This is a genomic window from Kitasatospora sp. NBC_01560 (assembly GCF_045208415.1).
GTDB lineage: Bacteria > Actinomycetota > Actinomycetes > Streptomycetales > Streptomycetaceae > Kitasatospora.
In genome coordinates this window covers 6,144,368-6,163,249 of the sequence record NZ_CP109364.1, presented here as the reverse complement: position 1 = coordinate 6,163,249, position 18,882 = coordinate 6,144,368, and the positions used below count along the sequence as shown (strand labels likewise).

Here is an 18,882-nt window from a genome sequence, read left to right as displayed (position 1 = left end):
CACTGCCCGGCCGGGCTACTCGACGCCGATGAGCAGCGGGGCGGACTCCTGTCCGCCGTGGAAGACCACCGCGTCGACCTCGGGCCGCCGGTGCCGGGCGTGCGTGACCAGCCGTTCGGCCAGACCCTCCGGTGCGCCCTCGCCGAGGATCAGGGTGACCAGTTCGCCGCCCGCGCCGAGCATCCGGTCCAGGACGAGCGTCCCGACCTCGTCCGGCCCGGAGCCGATCACCACCACGTCCCCGTCGATCAGCCCGAGCACGTCCCCGGCCTGGCAGACCCCGGCCATCGTCCAGGACTCCCCCTCGGCGACGGCGAGTTCGGCGTACCGGGTGGCGCCGGCGGCGGAGGTCATGGCGACCACGTCCTCGTCGAAGCGGCGGCCGGCCTCGTGCACGGCGAGCGCGGCCAGGCCCTGCACCGGCGACCGGGTGGGCAGCACGGCGATCCGCACGCCCTCCTCGCGCAGCTGGTCGGCGGCGGCGCCGGCGGCGGCCCGCAGTTCGGGGTCGTTGAGCAGCAGCACGACCTCGCGGGCGGCGGCCCGGCGGACGGCGGCGGCGAGTTCGGCGCTGGCGGGCGGGCGGTCCGGGTCGGCGTGCAGGACGACCGCGCCGGCCTGCTCGCAGAGTTCGGCCAGGCCCGCCCCGGAGACCACCGAGAGCACCGCGCGGGTGCGCTCCTCGCGCTCGGCGCCGTCCCCGGCGGTGCCGGAGCGGGCGGCGGCCTCGGCGAAGTGCGTGATCCGGATCTGGTGCGGCCGGCCGGCCCGCACCCCGGCCTCGACGGCGGCGCCCGCGTCGTCCACGTGCACGTGGACGTTCCAGAGGCCGTCGCCGCCGCCGACCACCAGCGAGTCGCCGAGCCCGGCGAGCTGCTCGCGCAGGGCGGGCAGCGCGGTGTCGGGGGCGTCCAGCAGGAAGATCACCTCGAAGGCGGGGTGGCCGGGCCCGGGCGGCCGGAGGTGCCGGTCGCAGCGCTCCGCGGTCCGCACGTCCCCGCGCAGCGCGACCGGGCCCATCGGCTGGTGCCCGGCGACGGCGTCGGCGAGCGCGCCGAGGACGGCGACCAGGCCGCGCCCGCCGGCGTCCACCACGCCGGCCTCGGCCAGCACCGCGAGCTGCTCGGGGGTGTGCCGCAGGGCGTCCCGGGCGGCCCGGTACGCGGTGTCGGCGACCTGCCCGAGCCCGTCGCCGGCCCGCACGGCCTCCCGGGCGGCGACCCGGGCGACGGTCAGCAGCGTCCCCTCCACCGGCTCGGCGACGGCCTGGTAGGCGGAGTCGGCGGCCCGTTGGAGGGCGGCCCGCAGCTGGTCGGCGCCGCCGCCCTCGGCCAGCGTCTCGGCGGTGCCGCGCAGCCACTGGGCGAGGATCACCCCGGAGTTGCCGCGGGCGCCGATCAGGGCGCCGCGGGCCATCGCCCGGGCCGTCTCGGCGAGCCCGGGGGCCGGGCCTGCCCCGGGGTCGGCGAACCGGCTCTCCACCGCGGCGGCGGCCGACTCCACGGTCAGGTACAGGTTGGTGCCGGTGTCGCCGTCCGGGACGGGGTAGACGTTGAGTGCGTCGATCTCCTCGCGGGCCTGGCCGAGCGCGCGCAGCGCCAGCTGGCACCAGCTGCGCACCGCCGGGGCGTCGAGCGTGTGCAGCACCAGGTCTCCTCCGGGTGGGACGCCGCGATGGCCTCTGGGTGAACGGCGAGGGGTGATACCGGCAGGTTATCGGGGGCCGGGTGCGGGTGCGGGACGGGACGAGGGCAGCGATCACCTGCGCGGTCGTGGTAGTTTCGTTGAACGGAAGCAAGCGTTGTATGCTCTTCCGGTTGCCTGGAACAGTCCAGGCTCACCCCTTTGGTCCGGTCCGGTTCACGCGAGTGCCCCGGTGGGTCGGTGGGGTTTCGAACGTAAATGATCTGAAGTCTTGGAGTGACTCCTGTGGCTGCCAACTGCGACGTCTGCGGCAAGGGGCCGGGCTTCGGCAACAGCATCTCCCACTCTCACCGCCGTACCCCCCGTCGTTGGAACCCCAACATTCAGACGGTGCGCGCTGTGATTGGGCGGACGCCGAAGCGGCTCAACGTCTGCACCTCGTGCATCAAGGCCGGTAAGGTCTCGCGCTGACGCGCAGACCGGTACGCCGGTCCTCCAGTCAGCCGGTTCATCCCTGGATGAACCGGCTTTCTGTTTGACCGGCGTACGCCGTTCCGTTCCTACGACCGAGGGGCGGGCCCACGGGCCCGCCCCTCGGTCGTTGCGCGTCCGGGGCGGTCAGCGCCAGCGCCAGGCGTGGTCGACCGGGCCGATCCCGGCGCCCAGGGCGAAGCCGGCCGCGATCGCGCCGGTGATGTACTCCTTGGCCGAGCCCACCGCCTCCGGCAGCGGTTCGCCCCTGGCCAGCCCGGCGGCGATCGCGCTGGCCAGCGTGCAGCCGGTGCCGTGGGTGTGCCGGTTGTCGTAGCGCGGTGCGCGGTACCAGTACTCCTCGCCGGCCCCGCCGTACAGCAGGTCGGCGGCCTCGCCCTCCAGGTGGCCGCCCTTGACCAGCACCCAGCGGGGGCCGAGGTCGAGCAGCGCCTTGGCGGCGTCCAGCATCGCGCCCTCGCCGTCGACGGTGCGGCCGGTGAGCTGCGTCACCTCGTGCAGGTTGGGCGTGGCGAGGGTGGCCACCGGCAGCAGCTTCTCCCGGACGGTGGCGACCGCCTCGGCGGCCAGCAGCGCGTCGCCGTGCTTGGAGACGCCGACCGGGTCGACCACCACCGGAGCGTCCACGCCGGCCAGCAGGTCGGAGACGGTCTCGACCAGCTCGATCGAGGCGAGCATGCCGGTCTTCACGGCCTGCACCCCGATGTCGTCCACCACGCTGCGGAACTGGGCCCGGACGGCCTCGGCCGGCAGCTCCCAGTACCCCTGGACGCCGAGCGAGTTCTGCGCGGTGACAGCGGTGATCACGCTCATGCCGTGGACGCCGAGGGCGAGCATCGCCTTGAGGTCGGCCTGGATGCCGGCGCCGCCGCCGGAGTCGGAGCCGGCCACCGTCAGGACCCGGGGCGGTGCCTCGCGAGGGGGTGCAGTCGAAACCATGGCCCCAACCTACCTGCGGCGGCTCAGAGCACGGCTTCGGATTCCGCCCAGCGGTCCTGCGGCACGGTCTTGAGCCGGGTGACCGCCTCGGCGACCGGTGCCAGCACGATGTCGTTGCCGCGCAGCGCCGTGAAGTGGCCGAACGCGCCCTTGTGGACGGCCTCCACCGCGTGCCAGCCGAAGCGGGTGGCGAGCACCCGGTCGCGGGCGGTGGGGGTGCCGCCGCGCTGGGTGTGGCCGAGGATGACCGGGCGGGCCTCCTTGCCGAGCAGGTTCTCCAGTTCGTGGGCGAGCCGGTTGCCGATCCCGCCGAAGGTCCGGTGGCCGAACCGGTCGACCTCGCCGTGGTCGAAGCGCATGGTGCCGGGCATCGGGGCGGCGCCCTCGGCGACGGCGATGATGGCGAACTTCTTGCCCCGGGCGAAGCGGTCCTCGACCATCCGGGCCACCGCCTCGATGTCGAACGGCTTCTCCGGGATCAGGATGCCGTGCGCACCGGCCGCCATGCCCGCCGTGAGGGTGATCCAACCAGTGTGCCGGCCCATCAACTCCACCACCATGACGCGCTGGTGGGATTCGGCGGTGGTCTTCAGCCGGTCGATCGCCTCGGTCGCGACGTGCACCGCGGTGTCGAAGCCGAAGGTGACGTCGGTGGCGTCGATGTCGTTGTCGATGGTCTTCGGCACCCCGACCACCGGGAGTCCGGCGTCGCTGAACATCCGGGCGGCGGTCAGGGTGCCCTCGCCGCCGATCGCGATCAGCGCGTCGATGCCGATGTCCCGGGCGAGGGTCTGCGCGTTCTCCACCGCCCAGGCGATCCGGTCGCGCTGGACCCGGGCCGAGCCGAGGATGGTGCCGCCGAGGGTCAGCAGGCCGGTGACGTCGTCGTGCGAGATCGGCCTGGTCCGGCCTTCGATCAGGCCGAGGAAGCCGTCCTCGATGCCGACGATCTCGTCCCCGTGCACATCCGTGCCGCGGTGCACCACGGAGCGGATCACCGCGTTGAGGCCGGGGCAGTCGCCGCCGCTGGTCAGGACACCGATGCGCATGGTGGCTGTGCTCTCCCGCTCCGCAGTGGTTCAGACCACCCGCGCAGGACGGGCGGGCAGGTCCGTTCGGCGCAAGCCTACGCGGTGGCCCCGTCCGGGCCCGTACGCCGCGCGCCGGGCACCCCCTTCCGCGGGCCGGCGCCAAAGCGGACGGGAAGGCGGACGGGGTGGCGGGGCGGAGCCGCAGGGGCTCGCCCGGCGGGGCCCGGAGCCACCGTCACTCGGCGAAGTGGTCCCAGCCGCCGACCCGGTCCCAGGCGGCGCCGTCCACCGTCACCCGGCCGCCGCGGGCGGCCCTGGCCCGGGCCGTCACCTCGCCCACCACCCGCCAGCGGGCGGGGAGTTGGACGCTGCGCGGGAAGGTCGCCACGATCGCGTGGTCCTCGCCGCCGGAGAGCACCCAGACCAGTGGGTCGACGCCGACCGCCTGGCCGATGTCGGCCATCTGGGCCGGGACGTCGAAGTCGGCGGCCCGCAGGTCGATGTCCACCCCACTGGCCCGGGCGACGTGGCCGAGGTCGGCGACCAGCCCGTCGCTCACGTCGACCATCGCGGTCGCGCCCAACTCGGAGCCGGCCGGGCCCGCGTGGTACGGCGGCTCCGGCCTGCGGTGCGCCTCGACGAAGGCGCGCGGCGAGCGGAAGCCGCGCTGCAGCACCGTGAGGCCGGCGGCCGACCAGCCGAGCCAGCCGGTGACCGCGACCACGTCGCCCACCTGGGCCCCGGCGCGCGTCACGGGCGCGCGCCCCTGAAGGTCCCCGAGCGCCGTGATGGCCAGCGTGATGACGTCGCCGCGCACCACGTCGCCGCCGACCACCGTCGCACCGGCCACCTGGCACTCGTCGCGCAGGCCGTCCATCAGTTCGGTGGCCCAGGTGGTGGGCAGGTCGGCGGGGGCGACCAGGCCGAGCAGTATCGCGGTCGGCACCGCGCCCATCGCGGCCACGTCGGCGAGGTTCTGGGCCGCGGCCTTGCGGCCCACGTCGTAGGCGGTCGACCAGTCCCGGCGGAAGTGCCGGTTCTCGATCAGCACGTCCGTGGTCGCCACCACCCGGCCGTCCGGCGCCTTCACCACGGCTGCGTCGTCGCCCGGTCCGAGGTCGACCGCGTCGGTGAGCGGCACCCGGGCGGTCAGCTCCCTGATGAGGCCGAACTCGCCGAGCTCGCCCACGGTCCCCTGCATCTGCCGTCCTCTCGCACACCGTCCGGTTCATGCCCCCGCGCGCAGCGTACGCCCTCCGCAGGTGCAGAGGTCTCCCCTCCCCGGCCCGCTGCGCGGTAGCGTGGTGATCAGACTGCCGGTGAGCCCGATCCCCACCCCCGACGCCCGCCCGGGTGATCACCGCGGCCATCCCCGTACCCAGCCGCCGGGAGGTCCCCCCGTGGTACAGGCATACATCCTGATCCAGACCGAGGTCGGCAAGGCCACCGCCGTGGCCGAGTCCATCTCCAAGATCCCCGGCGTCCTCCAGGCGGAGGACGTGACCGGCCCGTACGACGTGATCGTGCGGGCCGAGGCCGAGACCGTGGACGACCTCGGCCGCCTGGTCGTGGCCAAGGTCCAGCAGGTCGAGGGCATCACCCGGACCCTCACCTGTCCGGTGGTCCACCTGTAAGCCCCGGCTACCATCGGCGGGTGGCCCGACGACTCCGCCTCCCCCGCCTGCTGGCGGACCTGCCCGCCCCGATCCGGTGGCTGGCCCTGCCGCTTGCGCTGACCTGCACCGTGGTGGTGCTGATCGGCAGCTGGAGCGCGCCCGAAGAGATCGGGACGCCGACGCCGACGGGCAAGGCGGCCGGGTACTGCCAGGCCCTGGCCGCCGCGCTCCCGCAGGAGCTGCTCGGCCGTGCCCGCAAGGACCCGTCGCCGGCGTCGCCGTACGTGGCCGGCTGGGCCGGCGGCTCCTCGCGCATCGTGCTGCGCTGCGGCGTGGACCGGCCGGACGAGCTGAACGGCGAGCATGCCAAGGACCTCTCCCCCACCATCGACGGCGTCACCTGGTGGACGAAGAAGCTGTCCGACGGCGGCTACCGGTTCACCACCACACTGCGCCTGGCCAACGTCGAGGTGACCGTCCCCGGCGGGGCCTCCGACAACCCGCTGGACCCGGTCGCCGCGCTGAACCCCGCGGTGAAGGCCAACATCCCCTCCTGACCGCGAGGCACCGACGGCACCGACGGAGGGGCGGGCCGGGAGCTCCCCGGCCCGCCCCTCCGTCGTCCGCGCGCGGCCGCTACCGCAGGCCGGTCGGGCGGCGCAGCGCCGCCCGGAGCAGCCGGTCGATCAGCTCCGGGTACGACAGCCCGGTGGCCTCCCACATCTTCGGGTAGGCCGAGATCGGGGTGAACCCGGGCATGGTGTTGATCTCGTTGATCATCCAGCTGCCGTCGTCCAGCAGGAAGAAGTCGACCCGGGCCAGGCCCTCGCAGCCGAGCGCCTCGAAGGCCTCGACCGCCTGGCGGCGGATCTCGGCGGTCTCCCCGGCGGTCAGCTCCGCCGGGACGCGCACCTCGGAGGAGTCGATGTACTTGGCCTCGAAGTCGTAGAACTCGTAGTCCCCGCCGACCAGCACCTCGGCCGGCACGCTCGCCCGCGGACCGTCCTCGAACTCCAGCACCCCGCACTCGATCTCGCGGCCGGAGACGCCCGCCTCGATGATCAGCTTGGGGTCGTGCCGGCGGGCCTCCTCGATCGCGGTGTCGAGGTCGGCGAGGTCCTTGACCTTGGTGATGCCCATGCTGGAGCCGGCCCGGCAGGGCTTGACGAACACCGGCAGGCCCAGACCGGCCACCCGCTCGCGGACGGCGGCCCGGCCGGCCTCGCTCTCCCACTCGCGCGGGCGCACGACGGTGTACGAGCCGACGCCCAGGCCGTGCGAGGCCAGGACGCGCTTGGTGAACTCCTTGTCCATGCCGACCGCGCTGGAGAGCACGCCGTTGCCGACGTACGGCACGCCGGAGAGCTCCAGCAGGCCCTGGAGGGTGCCGTCCTCGCCCCACGGGCCGTGCAGCAGCGGGAAGACCACGTCGACCTCGCCGAGGGCCTTCGGGGCGGCGCCGGCCTCGCTCCAGACCACCTCGCGGCTGCCCGGGGTGACCGGCAGCGTGACCTGGCCGTCGACGGCCTCGGCGACCTGGGCGACGTCCGGGAGCCGGCCGTCGGTGATGGCCATCCGGGCCGGGTCGTCGCTGACCAGCGCCCAACGGCCCTCGTGGGTGATGCCGATCGGCAGCACGTCGTACTTCTCGCGGTCGATCGCCCTCAGCACGCTGCCCGCGGTGGAGACCGAGATGGCGTGCTCGGAGCTGCGGCCACCGAAGACGATCGCAACGCGCGGCTTCGCGGACGGATTCTGGGAGGTCTGTTCGATGCTCATATCGCGTTTGAGAGTACCGTGCGGGGTGTTTCCGGAAAGTCAGCCACCCTGGGGAAGTCCACCGTTCCCGGCGAACGCGGTCAGTGCCGCTCCGCCTTGGCCGAACGCGACATCAGGGTCTGCAGGGCCTCCTGGGTGGGGCGCCCGTTGTGCACCACGTCCACCACGGCCTCGACGATCGGCATGTCGACGCCGCTGCGCCGGGCCAGGTCGAGCACCGACTCGCAGGACTTGACGCCCTCCGCGGTCTGCCGGGTGGCCGCGATGGTCTCGGCGAGCGACATCCCCCGGCCCAGGTTGGTGCCGAAGGTGTGGTTGCGCGACAGCGGCGAGGAGCAGGTCGCCACCAGGTCACCCATCCCGGCCAGCCCCGCGAAGGTGTAGGGGTCGGCGCCGAGCGCCATCCCGAGCCGGGTGGTCTCGGCCAGCCCGCGGGTGATCAGCGTCGCCTTGGTGTTGTCGCCGAGCCCCATGCCGTCGGCCATGCCGACCGCCAGGCCGATCACGTTCTTCACCGCGCCGCCCAGTTCGCAGCCGATCACGTCGGTGTTGGTGTACGGCCGGAAGTACGGGGTGTGGCAGGCCGCCTGGAGCTGCTTGGCGACCGCCTCGTCGGTGCAGGCCACCACGCTCGCGGCGGGCTGCCGGTTGGCGATCTCCCGGGCCAGGTTGGGGCCGCTGACGACCGCCACCCGCTCCGCCCGGACGTCGGCGACCTCGGCGATCACCTCGCTCATCCGCTTGGCGGTGCCGAGTTCGATGCCCTTCATCAGGCTGACCAGCACCGTCTGCGGCTCGATCAGCGGCGCCCAGGCGGCCAGGTTCTCCCGCAGCGTCTGCGAGGGCACCGCGAGCACCGCGAAGTCGGCCCCGGCCAGCGCCGCCGCCGGGTCCGTGGTGGCCCGGATCGAGGGCGGCAGCGGGACGCCGGGCAGGTAGTCGGGATTGACGTGGGTGGTGTGGATCGCGTCCACCAGCTCCCACCGGCGGCCCCAGAGCGTCACCTCGCAGCCCGCGTCGGCGAGCACCATCGCGAAGGCGGTCCCCCAGGAGCCCGTCCCGAACACGGCGCATCGGGTCACTTGCCCGCCTCCTCGGCGTCGTTGTGGCGCTTGCCGGCCGCGCGCTGCCGTTCGGCCGCGGCCGCCGTGGCCCGGCTCCGGGCCGCCGCGCGCATGTCGTAGCGCTCGGGCGGGGCCTCCTCGCCGCGGATGCCGGCGAGTACGGCGGTGATGGCCTGCATGATGTCCTCGGTCGCGTCCCGCAGCACCTGTGCGGTCAGCTCCTGCCCCTGGTACTTGCTCAGGTCCACCGGCGGGCCGGCCGCCACGGTCACCTTGTGCCGCGGGAAGAGGTTGAACCGGCCCTTGCCCGAGGTGCCCCGGCCGTACGGCGGGATGATCTCGTGCGCGCCCCAGTGCGCGACCGGGATGACCGGCGCACCGGTCATCAGGGCGACCCGGGCCACCCCGCTCTTCCCGGTCATCGGCCACAGGTCCGGATCCCGGGTGAGCGTTCCCTCCGGGTAGAACTGCACGCACTGGCCGCCGTTCACCGCGTCGATCGCGGCCCGGAACGCCTGCGCGGCGTCGGTCGACTCCCGGAACACCGGGATCTGGCCGGTCTTGCGCAGCATGAATCCGATGAACGGCACCGAGAACAGCGAGGACTTGCCGAGGATCCGCGGCGGACGCCCGCTGTTGTACTGCCAGTGCGCGTAGACCACCGGGTCGATGATCGAGTTGTGGTTGACCGCGGCGATGAAGCCCCCCTCCTTCGGAAGGTGCTCCCAGCCCCGCCAGTCGGGCTTCACCAGCGCGGTCGTCACCGGCTTCACCAGCACGGCCGCGAAGCGGTACCAGATGCCGTAGTCGGCGTTGCCGAAGCTGGCGTACGAGCGGCGGGCCACCCCAGGTCCTCCTCATCCGGTGCGGCACGTGGGGTGCCGCAGTCCCTCGGCTCCGGCACCCCCCGCGGGGGCCCGGGCGCCGAACAGTCTCGCCCGACCGCGAAGCGGCTGTCGAGCAACCTCGCCAGCACGTCGGGCGGGCGTGATCAAACGCACGTCCGCACAGCTCGGACGGCCTGGCGGGGGTTCCGGCACCGGCGTCACAATGACGCCGATGACCCAGGACACCGTACGCCCCAGTGGGCCCGTCGCGCCCCCCGCACCCGCCGCCGGCTGGTCGCTGGTGCTCCCGCTCAAGCCGCTCGCCCTGGCGAAGACCCGGCTGGCCCCGTTCGCCGGGGAGCACCGTCCGGACCTGGCCCTCTCCTTCGCCCTGGACACCGCCGCCGCCGCGCTGGCCACGCCGGGCGTGGCCCGGGTGCTGGTGGTGACCCGGGACGCCCGGGCCGGTGCGCGGCTCGCCGCGCTCGGTGCCGTGGTGGTCGACGACGAGCCGGGCGGTGACCTCAACCGGGCGTTGGTGCACGGCGCGGCGGCCGCGCTGGCGCTCGCCCCGCGCGCCCCGCTGGCCGCGCTCTCGGCCGACCTGCCGGCGCTGCGCCCGGCCGAGCTGGCCCGGGTGCTGGCGGCCGTTCCGCCGGCCGGGCGGGCCTTCCTGGCCGACGCCCCGGGGCTCGGCACCACACTGCTCGCCTGCGCCCCCGGCAGCCCGCTCTCGCCGGCGTTCGGTGACGGCTCGCGGGCCCGGCACGCCGCCGGCGGCGCCCGCGAACTGCGGCTGGACGGCGTGCAGTCGGTCCGCCGGGACGTCGACACCGGCGCCGACCTCGGCGAGGCGCTGGCCCTGGGGGTGGGCCCGCACACCGGTGCGCTGTCGGCCCGGCTCGGCTACGCCCCGGGCCCGGCCGCCGGGGCCGGCTGAGACACCACCCGGGGCTGTCGGTGCCGCTCGCTATGCTGCTTTCATGCAGGCCACCGCGTTCACCTTCGACCCCGCCACCCGGGCCGGCTCCGTGCTGCTCGACGACGGGACCCCGGTGCCGTTCGACGCGGCCGCCTTCGACGCGGGCGGCCTGCGGCTGCTCCGCCCCGGCCAGCGGGTGCGGATCCGCACCGAGGGCACCGGCGGGGCGCGCCGGGTGGTCTTCCTGACGCTGCAGACCTTCCCGGACCCGGCCGAGGCCTGACCGGCCGGCGCGCCCGGGTGCCGGGCCCGGAACCCGAAGAGCCGTGGCGGCCCGTCCGCCCCGGTCCCGGGGGGAGGTGCGCCACGGCTCTGGAAGGCCGTTCGCGACTACTTGGCGCTGGTCTTGCGCGCGGTGGTCTTGCGGGTGGCGGTCTTCTTCGCCGGAGCCGTCTTCTTGGCCGTGGCGGTCGCCTTCTTCGCGGCGGTGGCCGTGGTCTTCTTGGCGGCGGCGGTGGTGGTCGCCTTCTTGGCGGCGGCCGCGGTCTTCTTGGTGGCGGCGGCGGTGGTCGCCGTCTTCTTCGCCGCGGCCGGGGTGGCCTTCTTGGTGACGGCCGCCTTCTTGGCGGTGGTGGCCGTGGTCTTCTTGGCGGCGGCGGTGGTCGCCGTCTTCTTCGCCGCGGCCTTCTTGGTGGCGGCGGGGGCCGCGGCGGCGGCCGTGGCCGAACGCTTGGTGGCGGCGCGCTTGGCGGCCGGGGTCGCGGCGACGCCGCTCTTGCCCGGGGTGAGGGAGCCCTTGGGGGCCTTCTTCACCGAGGGGCCTTCCTTCGGCAGCTTCTTGCTGCCGCTGACCAGGTCCTTGAAGCCCTGGCCGGGACGGAAGCGGGGCACCGAGGTCTTCTTGACCTTGACCTTCTCGCCGGTCTGCGGGTTGCGGGCGAAGCGCGCGGAGCGCTCCACCTTCTCAAAGGTGCCAAAACCGGTGACCGACACCCGGTCGCCGGCCACAACGGCGCGGACCATGGTGTCGAGCACTGCGTCGACGGCCTCTGCGGCAGCCTTGCGACCGCCCAGCTGCTCGGCCACCGCTTCGACAAGCTGAGCCTTGTTCACGTCTTCCCCTTCGGAAACGGGCGCCGGATGATTCCATCCGTTCATTTCGCACGTTAGGTATGTATCTGCGGACTTTCAATTACCAAACGCGCGAATCACCCTAGTGTCGCAATGGATTTGCGCGTCGGCGACCTCAGACGACCGGCGGGGGCCCGTCGTCGAGGTCCTGCACAAAGCGACTCAACCGCCTTGCCGCCCCCGGAAGATCGCGCTTGGCGGTCTCGGTGACGATGAGGAGTTGTCGGGTGAGAGCGGTCTTTGCATCGGCAGACACGTTCAGCGCATGCACGCGGGCGTGAGCTTGCTTCAACCGCTCGGCCACAAGCGCGTAGAGCGCTGCGACTTCCGGGTCGTCCGGCTCCTCAGCAGCTGAGGTGGCGGCGTCCGGCCGATCGTCAATTCGGCGTTCGGATCCCCGGCCCGTGGACTCCGGTGACGCGGGTTCGCCGCCCGCGTACGGAGGTTCATGGTGCCGGTGCATGTACTGATTGTGCCATCTACCCGCAGTTGTGCTTGCCCGGGGCCCTCTGCGGCATTGCCAAATCGGCAATCGGGGGCCGCCCGGGGAGGCGAACTCGTGCTCCGGAACGCCGGATGGCCCGCCCCCCCGAGGGGGGAACGGGCCATCCGGCGGAACGTCAGAATGCTTGTTCCCCAGCGCTTCTCGCGATCGGAGCGGGTTCTCAGGCGACCGGCAGGGTGCGCGGCTTGAACGCCGGCCGGGTGGCCTCGAAGGCCGCGATGTCATCCTCGTTACGAAGGGTGATGCTGATGTCGTCCAGACCGTTCAGCAGCCGCCAACGCACGTTGTCGTCCAGCTCGAAGGAGGCGGTCAGGCCCTCGGCGCGCACCTCGCGGGCCTCCAGGTCGACGGTGATCTCGGCCGTCGGGTCGGCCTCGGTGAGCGCCCAGAGCCGCTCCACGGTCTCCTGCGGCAGGACGACCGTGAGCAGGCCGTTCTTCAGCGAGTTGCCGCGGAAGATGTCGGCGAACCGGGAGGAGATCACGGCGTGGAAGCCGTAGTTCTGCAGCGCCCAGACCGCGTGCTCGCGGGAGGAGCCGGTGCCGAACTCGGGGCCGGCCACCAGGACGGTGGCCCCCTCCCGCTCGGGGCGGTTGAGGATGAACGACTCGTCCTTGCGCCAGGCCTCGAACAGCCCGCCCTCGAAACCGGAACGGGTGACCTTCTTCAGCCAGTGGGCCGGGATGATCTGGTCGGTGTCGACGTTGCTGCGGCGCAGCGGAACGGCCCGGCCGGTGTGGGTGGTGAACTTCTCCATGCTGCTCAGGCCTCCACAGCGACGTCGGACGAGAGATCGGCGGGTGCGGCCAGTCGGCCCAGGACGGCGGTGGCGGCGGCGACCTGCGGGGACACCAGGTGGGTGCGACCGCCCTTGCCCTGACGGCCCTCGAAGTTGCGGTTCGAGGTCGAGGCGCAGCGCTCGCCCGGGGCCAGCTGGTCCGGGTTCATGCCCAGGCACATCGAGCAGCCCGCGTGGCGCCACTCGGCACCGGCGGCGGTGAACACCTTGTCCAGGCCCTCCTCGACGGCCTGCAGGGCGACCCGCACCGAGCCGGGGACGACCAGCATCCGCACGCCCTCGGCGACGCTGCGGCCCTCCAGGACGGCGGCCGCGGCCCGGAGGTCCTCGATCCGGCCGTTGGTGCAGGAGCCCACGAAGACCGCGTCGACGGTGACCTCGCGCAGCGGGGTGCCGGCCTCCAGGCCCATGTACGTCAGGGCGTTCTCGGCGGCGGTCCGCTCCTGCGGGTCGGCGAAGGAGGCCGGGTCCGGCACCGAGGCGCCCAGCGGGGCGCCCTGGCCCGGGTTGGTGCCCCAGGTGACGAACGGGGTCAGCTCGGTCGCGTCGATGAAGACCTCGTGGTCGAAGACCGCGTCCTCGTCGGTGACCAGGGTCTTCCAGTACTCGACCGCGGCGTCCCAGTCCTCGCCCGCGGGGGCGTGCGGGCGGCCCTCCAGGTAGTCGAAGGTGGTCCGGTCGGGGGCGATCATGCCGGCCCGGGCACCCGCCTCGATCGACATGTTGCAGATGGTCATCCGGGCCTCCATGGAGAGGCTGCGGATGGCCGAGCCGCGGTACTCCAGGACGTAGCCCTGGCCGCCGCCGGTGCCGATCCGGGTGATGATCGCCAGGATCAGGTCCTTGGCGGTGACACCCTCGGGCAGCTCGCCCTCGACGGTGATGGCCATCGTCCTGAACGGGGCCAGCGGCAGCGTCTGGGTGGCCAGCACGTGCTCCACCTGGCTGGTGCCGATGCCGAAGGCCAGGGCGCCGAACGCGCCGTGGGTGGAGGTGTGGGAGTCGCCGCAGACCACGGTGGTGCCGGGCTGGGTCAGGCCCAGCTGCGGGCCGACCACGTGCACGACGCCCTGCTCGACGTCGCCCAGCGAGTGGATCCGCACGCCGAACTCGGCGGCGTTCCGGCGCAGCGTCTCCAGCTGGATCCTGGAGACCGGGTCGGCGATCGGCTTGTCGATGTCCAGGGTCGGGGTGTTGTGGTCCTCGGTGGCGATCGTCAGATCGGTCCGGCGGACCGTGCGCCCGGCCAGCCGGAGGCCGTCGAAGGCCTGCGGGCTGGTGACCTCGTGGAGCAGGTGCAGGTCGATGAAGAGCAGGTCGGGCTCGCCCTCCGCGCGCCGCACGACGTGATCGTCCCAGACCTTCTCTGCGAGTGTCCGTCCCATCGGATTCCCTCCAGCCGGCCGCGTTGCCGGCCTTCTCGTGTCGTCGGGGTCAGTGCTTACGCCGCCCTGTGAGGCTCGCGTCGCGCGACCTGCACGCCGGATCGGTGTCCACGATGCGGACGCCTTGTTGGGGTCGCATCCTGGATGTCTCCCGGGCTGCTGCATCCAGAGTGGCGCTTTTCCCGGAAGATTGAACTTGCGTCTCGCGGAATGAGACTGCAGTCTTAGGGCATGGACAACTCTAGCGGCGTCGGCGTTCTCGACAAGGCCGCTCTGGTGCTGAGCGCACTGGAGTCGGGCCCCGCCACGTTGGCGGGGCTGGTCGCCGCCACCGGTCTGGCGCGGCCCACGGCCCACCGACTCGCCGTCGCACTCGAACACCACCGACTGGTCACCAGGGACATGCAGGGCCGGTTCATCCTCGGCCCCCGTCTCTCCGAACTCTCCGCCGCGGCGGGCGAGGACCGGCTGCTCGCCACCGCGGGCCCGGTCCTGACCCACCTGCGCGACGTCACCGGCGAGAGCGCGCAGCTCTACCGCCGGCAGGGCGAGATGCGGATCTGCGTAGCCGCCGCCGAGCGGCTCTCCGGCCTGCGGGACACCGTCCCGGTCGGCAGCACCCTGCCGATGAAGGCCGGCTCCGCCGCCCAGGTCCTGCTGGCCTGGGAGGAGCCCGAGCGGCTCCACCGGGGCCTCCAGGGCGCCCGCTTCACCGCGACCGCCCTGAGCGGCGTACGGCGCCGCGGCTGGGCCCAGTCGATCGGCGAGCGGGAGCCGGGCGTGGCGTCCGTCTCCGCGCCCGTGCGCGGCCCCTCCAACCGCGTGGTGGCCGCCGTCTCCGTCTCCGGCCCGATCGAGCGGCTGACCCGCCACCCGGGCCGCATGCACGCCCAGGCCATCATCGAATCCGCCAACCGCCTGACCGAGGCGCTCCGCCGCAGCTGATCCCCCGGCCACCGCGACCGGACCACCGCGAAAGGGCCCGCTCACCGAAGTGAGCGGGCCCTTTCGCGGAGAATGCGGCCGGGAATTACCCGGAAAACACAAAAGGCCCTGGATCACCAGGGCCCTGCTTACTTCTGGCTGGGGTACCAGGACTCGAACCTAGACTAAATGAACCAGAATCACTCGTGCTGCCAATTACACCATACCCCAACAAAGCAATCGGCCGATGGGACGACCCACCGGCTTCGTGCTCTGGTACCCCCGACCGGATTCGAACCGGCGCTACTGCCGTGAGAGGGCAGCGTGCTAGGCCGCTACACAACGGGGGCTTCCTGGCGATCCCTTGCGGGATCCGTACCCCCGACCGGATTCGAACCGGCGCTACTGCCGTGAGAGGGCAGCGTGCTAGGCCGCTACACAACGGGGGCTTTCCAGGTGATCCCTTGCGGGATCCGTACCCCCGACCGGATTCGAACCGGCGCTACTGCCGTGAGAGGGCAGCGTGCTAGGCCGCTACACAACGGGGGCTTGATCTTCAATTCAACTGCTGGGTCTTGCTCGTACTGCGCTGGGGTACCAGGACTCGAACCTAGACTAAATGAACCAGAATCACTCGTGCTGCCAATTACACCATACCCCACCGGAGTTGAACCCTTGCGGGCTCTCCTCGGCGTTGCGCCTCTCGGTCCGGTCCCGACGGGGTTTCGCTCCCTCGTCCGTTCCCTCCCGGGCGGCGCAGAAAGAACATTACCCGACGTCTGGCCTGGCTCCAAAATCGATAACCCCAGGCAGCGGCACGGGCGGCTGCCGGCCAGGTCAGAACCCGGCCCGCAGCCGCCCGCGGGATCCCACGCACGGCCCTCGGGCAGCCGTCGGCCGGCCCTCGGAGCGGCGCCCGCCGCCCGTCAGGCAGCCGGGAGCACGGCCAGCGCGGCGGTCAGCCGGCGCAGCGTCTCCGGGCGGCCGAGCAGCTCCATCGACTCGAAGAGCGGCGGGGAGACCCGGCGGCCCGTGACGGCCACCCGCAGCGGCGTGAAGGCGAACTTGGGCTTGATGCCCAGCCCCTCCACCAGCGCCTCGCGCAGTGCGGCCTGGATCGGCTCCGGCGAGAAGTCCTCCAGCGCCTCCAGCGCCGCGATGCTGGCCTGCAGCACCGGCCGCGCGTCCGCGGTGAGCACCTTGGCCGCGTCGTCCGGGTCGAGGGCGAAGTCCTCGGGGGCGACGAACAGGAAGCCGGCCATCGCGGCGATCTCGCTCAGCACGACCATCCGCTCCTGGGTGAGCGGCGCCACCTTGGACAGCAGCTCCAGCTGCTCGGCGGTCGGCTCGGCCGGCAGCAGCCCGGGGGCCTGGAGGTACGGCACCAGGCGCCGGACGAAGTCCTCCGGGGCGAGCCGGCGCAGGTGCTCGGCGTTGATGTGCTCGCACTTCTTCAGGTCGAAGCGGGCCGGGTTGGCGTTGACGTCGGCGATGTCGAACGCCTCGACCAGCTGCTCCACGCTGAAGATGTCGTCGTCCGCGGAGAGCGACCAGCCGAGCAGCGAGAGGTAGTTGAGCAGGCCCTCGCGGATGAAGCCGCGCTCGCGGTACAGGTTGAGCGAGGCCTGCGGGTCGCGCTTGGAGAGCTTCTTGTTGCCCTCGCCCATCACGTACGGCAGGTGGCCGAACCGCGGGGTGGTGCCGTTGCCGACGCCGATCTCGCCCAGCGCCTCGTACAGCGCGACCTGGCGCGGGGTCGAGGAGAGCAGGTCCTCGCCGCGGAGCACGTGGGTGATGCCCATCAGGGCGTCGTCCACCGGGTTGACCAGGGTGTACAGCGGCGCGCCGTTGGCCCGGACGATGCCGTAGTCGGGCACGTTCTCCGGCTCGAAGCTGAGCGTGCCGCGCACCAGGTCGTCGAAGGCGATGGTGCGGTCGGGCATCCGGAACCGCAGGATCGGCTCGCGCTTCTCCAGCTTGTAGACGGCGACCTGCTCGTCCGTCAGCTCGCGGCAGTGGCCGTCGTAGCCGGAGGGCTTGCCGGCCGCGCGGGCCGCCTCGCGGCGGGCGTCCAGCTCCTCGGTGGAGCAGTAGCAGTGGTAGGCGTGGCCGGCCTCGTGCAGGCGGCGGGCGACGTCGGCGTAGATGTCCATCCGCTGCGACTGGCGGTACGGCTCGTGCGGGCCGCCCGTCTCCGGGCCCTCGTCCCAGTCGAAGCCGAGCCACTTCATGGCGTCGAGCAGCTGGTTGTACGACTCCTCGGAGTCGCGGGCGGAGTCGGTGTCCTCGATCCGGAAGACCAGCTTGCCGCCGTTGTGGCGGGCGAAGGCCCAGTTGAAGAGGGCGGTCCGGACCAGGCCCACGTGCGGGTTCCCGGTCGGGGACGGACAGAAGCGAACCCGAACGCTCGGGTCAGTGTTAGCCACGCTTGATCACCTTGTTGGCGAGAGTGCCGATGCCTTCGATGGAGACGGCGACCTCGTCGCCGACGTTGAGCGGGCCCACCCCTGCGGGCGTGCCGGTGAGGATGACGTCGCCGGGCAGCAGCGTCATGGCCTCGGAGATGTGGACGATCAGCTCCGCGACCGAGCGGACCATCAGGGAGGTGCGGCCGGTCTGCCGCAGCTCGCCGTTGACCGTGCAGGTGATGGCGAGGTCGGCCGGGTCGAGGTCGGTCTCGATCCACGGGCCGAGCGGGCAGGCCGTGTCGAAGCCCTTGGCCCGGGCCCACTGGCCCTCGCGCTGCTGGACGTCGCGCGCCGTGACGTCGTTGGCGCAGGTGTAGCCGAGGATCACCTCGGGCACCCGGTCCAGCGGCACCTCCCGGCACATCCGGCCGATCACCACGGCCAGTTCGGCCTCGTGGTGGACGTCCGAGGAGAACGGCGGGTAGGCGATCTGCTCGGTCGGGCCGATCACCGAGGTGGACGGCTTGAAGAAGGTCAGCGGCACGTCGGGGACGTCGTTGCCGAGCTCCGCGGCGTGCGCCGCGTAGTTGCGGCCGACCGCGACGATCTTGTTGGGGAGCATCGGGCTGAGCAGCCGGACGTCCTGGAACCGGTAGCTCTCACCGGTGGGCTGGGGCTGCCCGAACGGGTGGCCCGCCAGGGCGTGGACGACCAGAGACTCGGGCTGGGCGGGGTCGCCCTCGACCACACCGAAGGAGACGCTGCCGGCGGCAGGGCTCCCCTCCCGGACGGAAAACCTGGCAATGCGCACGACTGGGGTACCCCTCGCTTCGTCGGCCGCCCGGGGCGCGCCCGGGCGCTGGTGGGTGCCGCGCCCCCGTGGGCCCGGCCCCGCTCGATCGCGAACCAGGCTATCGCGCGGGCACCCCCGTGGCCGCTTTGCCCCTGTTCAGCGTGGTTGCGCCCGGATGCGCGGCCGCGGCCCGGTCCGCGCCGGCCCGGCGGGCGCGGATCCGGCCGCCGGAGCGGGGGTGGAAGCGGGGGTGGAAGCACGAAGGGCGCCGCGGCCGCCCGGCGGGGGCGGCCGCGGCGCCCTTCGCGGCGCGCGGGGTGGCTCAGTCCTGCGGGACGGCCACGACCGGAGCGACCATCAGCCGGGTGCGCCGCGGGTTGGCGGTGCTGACGGGCAGCTCGGTGGCGTAGGTCACCACGTCCTGCGGCGTGCGGGCGCCGGGGATCCTGCTGAAGTCCTCGACCGAGGCCAGCGTCGTCCGGCGCGGGTTCGCCGTGGAGCCGCCGGTGGGCGTGGACTGGGTGGCCGTGTTCGCCTGGGACATCGCGTCAGCACCTCGGGTTCGCGGCCGGCCCGGCGTGGAACCGGAGCCGCCTGAGTGGTTCGGGGAGATTCTGGGCAGG

Annotated in this window: 20 protein-coding genes and 5 tRNA genes; 6 read left to right on the top strand and 19 right to left on the bottom strand. The window is 73.0% G+C overall.

Translation table 11 applies throughout. The features are described from left to right. Nucleotides 1-15: 15 nt before the first annotated feature. Entirely contained in the window at nucleotides 16-1,647 is a 1,632-nt protein-coding gene (locus OH807_RS26895) for a DAK2 domain-containing protein (RefSeq protein ID WP_406203437.1), read from the bottom strand. Nucleotides 1,648-1,929: 282 nt separating this feature from the next. On the opposite strand from OH807_RS26895, the gene rpmB reads away from it, so the two are divergent. Next, entirely contained in the window at nucleotides 1,930-2,115 is a 186-nt protein-coding gene (gene rpmB, locus OH807_RS26890) for a 50S ribosomal protein L28 (RefSeq protein ID WP_014138233.1), read from the top strand. A 147-nt stretch (nucleotides 2,116-2,262) separates the two neighbouring features. Here the strand turns inward: rpmB and thiD are convergent, their stop codons facing one another. From thiD to OH807_RS26875, 3 genes are all read right to left on the bottom strand, one after another. Then, a complete protein-coding gene (gene thiD, locus OH807_RS26885; protein ID WP_406203433.1) occupies nucleotides 2,263-3,075 on the bottom strand; it encodes a bifunctional hydroxymethylpyrimidine kinase/phosphomethylpyrimidine kinase in 813 nt (270 codons plus the stop codon). Between the two features lie 23 nt (nucleotides 3,076-3,098). After that, a complete protein-coding gene (locus tag OH807_RS26880) occupies nucleotides 3,099-4,124 on the bottom strand; it encodes a 6-phosphofructokinase (protein ID WP_406203430.1) in 1,026 nt (341 codons plus the stop codon). Between the two features lie 217 nt (nucleotides 4,125-4,341). Then, nucleotides 4,342-5,307: a thiamine-phosphate kinase gene (locus OH807_RS26875; RefSeq protein WP_406203427.1), complete on the bottom strand. Its 966-nt coding sequence runs from the start codon at nucleotides 5,305-5,307 to the stop codon at nucleotides 4,342-4,344. A 199-nt stretch (nucleotides 5,308-5,506) separates the two neighbouring features. Between OH807_RS26875 and OH807_RS26870 the strand changes: the two genes are divergently transcribed. Beyond that, nucleotides 5,507-5,740, top strand: coding sequence for an Lrp/AsnC family transcriptional regulator (locus OH807_RS26870; protein WP_406203424.1), 234 nt, complete (start codon nucleotides 5,507-5,509; stop codon nucleotides 5,738-5,740). A 20-nt stretch (nucleotides 5,741-5,760) separates the two neighbouring features. Continuing rightward, nucleotides 5,761-6,279 (top strand): DUF3515 domain-containing protein, encoded by a 519-nt coding sequence (locus tag OH807_RS26865; RefSeq protein WP_406203421.1) that lies wholly within the window; start codon nucleotides 5,761-5,763, stop codon nucleotides 6,277-6,279. A 79-nt stretch (nucleotides 6,280-6,358) separates the two neighbouring features. Here the strand turns inward: OH807_RS26865 and OH807_RS26860 are convergent, their stop codons facing one another. The 3 genes from OH807_RS26860 to OH807_RS26850 form a co-directional block, all read right to left on the bottom strand. Next, the gene (locus tag OH807_RS26860) at nucleotides 6,359-7,501 is read right to left on the bottom strand and encodes a D-alanine--D-alanine ligase family protein (RefSeq protein ID WP_406203418.1); all 1,143 of its coding nucleotides are present in this window, start codon (nucleotides 7,499-7,501) and stop codon (nucleotides 6,359-6,361) included. 80 nt (nucleotides 7,502-7,581) lie between these two features. Further along, on the bottom strand, nucleotides 7,582-8,583 hold the full coding sequence (locus OH807_RS26855) for an NAD(P)H-dependent glycerol-3-phosphate dehydrogenase (RefSeq protein WP_406203415.1): 1,002 nt from the start codon (nucleotides 8,581-8,583) through the stop codon (nucleotides 7,582-7,584). Next, nucleotides 8,580-9,410: a lysophospholipid acyltransferase family protein gene (locus OH807_RS26850; protein ID WP_406203412.1), complete on the bottom strand. Its 831-nt coding sequence runs from the start codon at nucleotides 9,408-9,410 to the stop codon at nucleotides 8,580-8,582. Before OH807_RS26850 ends, OH807_RS26855 begins: the two co-directional genes overlap by 4 nt. Before the next feature lie 214 nt (nucleotides 9,411-9,624). On the opposite strand from OH807_RS26850, the gene cofC reads away from it, so the two are divergent. Then, a complete protein-coding gene (gene cofC, locus OH807_RS26845) occupies nucleotides 9,625-10,332 on the top strand; it encodes a 2-phospho-L-lactate guanylyltransferase (protein WP_406203409.1) in 708 nt (235 codons plus the stop codon). A 43-nt stretch (nucleotides 10,333-10,375) separates the two neighbouring features. Beyond that, on the top strand, nucleotides 10,376-10,597 hold the full coding sequence (locus OH807_RS26840) for a hypothetical protein (RefSeq protein ID WP_406203406.1): 222 nt from the start codon (nucleotides 10,376-10,378) through the stop codon (nucleotides 10,595-10,597). A gap of 107 nt (nucleotides 10,598-10,704) precedes the next feature. Here the strand turns inward: OH807_RS26840 and OH807_RS26835 are convergent, their stop codons facing one another. The 4 genes from OH807_RS26835 to leuC form a co-directional block, all read right to left on the bottom strand. Then, the gene (locus tag OH807_RS26835; protein WP_406203403.1) at nucleotides 10,705-11,427 is read right to left on the bottom strand and encodes an HU family DNA-binding protein; all 723 of its coding nucleotides are present in this window, start codon (nucleotides 11,425-11,427) and stop codon (nucleotides 10,705-10,707) included. A 133-nt stretch (nucleotides 11,428-11,560) separates the two neighbouring features. After that, the gene (locus OH807_RS26830; protein WP_406203400.1) at nucleotides 11,561-11,908 is read right to left on the bottom strand and encodes a hypothetical protein; all 348 of its coding nucleotides are present in this window, start codon (nucleotides 11,906-11,908) and stop codon (nucleotides 11,561-11,563) included. Between the two features lie 202 nt (nucleotides 11,909-12,110). Further along, nucleotides 12,111-12,707, bottom strand: coding sequence for a 3-isopropylmalate dehydratase small subunit (gene leuD / locus OH807_RS26825; RefSeq protein ID WP_406203397.1), 597 nt, complete (start codon nucleotides 12,705-12,707; stop codon nucleotides 12,111-12,113). A gap of 5 nt (nucleotides 12,708-12,712) precedes the next feature. Then, complete coding sequence (gene leuC / locus OH807_RS26820; RefSeq protein ID WP_406203394.1) at nucleotides 12,713-14,134, bottom strand: 3-isopropylmalate dehydratase large subunit; 1,422 nt, start codon at nucleotides 14,132-14,134, stop codon at nucleotides 12,713-12,715. A gap of 231 nt (nucleotides 14,135-14,365) precedes the next feature. On the opposite strand from leuC, the gene OH807_RS26815 reads away from it, so the two are divergent. Beyond that, nucleotides 14,366-15,079 (top strand): IclR family transcriptional regulator, encoded by a 714-nt coding sequence (locus OH807_RS26815; protein WP_406201522.1) that lies wholly within the window; start codon nucleotides 14,366-14,368, stop codon nucleotides 15,077-15,079. Between the two features lie 135 nt (nucleotides 15,080-15,214). Here OH807_RS26815 and OH807_RS26810 read toward each other — a convergent pair. From OH807_RS26810 to OH807_RS26775, 8 genes are all read right to left on the bottom strand, one after another. Beyond that, a tRNA-Gln gene (locus tag OH807_RS26810) sits at nucleotides 15,215-15,289 on the bottom strand. A gap of 43 nt (nucleotides 15,290-15,332) precedes the next feature. Next, nucleotides 15,333-15,408 (bottom strand) — tRNA-Glu (locus OH807_RS26805). A gap of 26 nt (nucleotides 15,409-15,434) precedes the next feature. Next, a tRNA-Glu gene (locus OH807_RS26800) sits at nucleotides 15,435-15,507 on the bottom strand. Nucleotides 15,508-15,534: 27 nt separating this feature from the next. Next, a tRNA-Glu gene (locus OH807_RS26795) sits at nucleotides 15,535-15,607 on the bottom strand. Nucleotides 15,608-15,647: 40 nt separating this feature from the next. After that, nucleotides 15,648-15,719, bottom strand: a tRNA-Gln gene (locus tag OH807_RS26790). A 265-nt stretch (nucleotides 15,720-15,984) separates the two neighbouring features. Beyond that, on the bottom strand, nucleotides 15,985-17,484 hold the full coding sequence (gene gltX / locus OH807_RS26785) for a glutamate--tRNA ligase (RefSeq protein WP_406203391.1): 1,500 nt from the start codon (nucleotides 17,482-17,484) through the stop codon (nucleotides 15,985-15,987). Next, nucleotides 17,477-18,277: a fumarylacetoacetate hydrolase family protein gene (locus tag OH807_RS26780; protein ID WP_406203389.1), complete on the bottom strand. Its 801-nt coding sequence runs from the start codon at nucleotides 18,275-18,277 to the stop codon at nucleotides 17,477-17,479. Before OH807_RS26780 ends, gltX begins: the two co-directional genes overlap by 8 nt. 304 nt (nucleotides 18,278-18,581) lie before the next feature. Further along, nucleotides 18,582-18,803, bottom strand: a complete 222-nt coding sequence (locus OH807_RS26775) for a hypothetical protein (RefSeq protein ID WP_406203386.1) — start codon at nucleotides 18,801-18,803, stop codon at nucleotides 18,582-18,584. Between the last annotated feature and the right edge of the window lie 79 nt (nucleotides 18,804-18,882).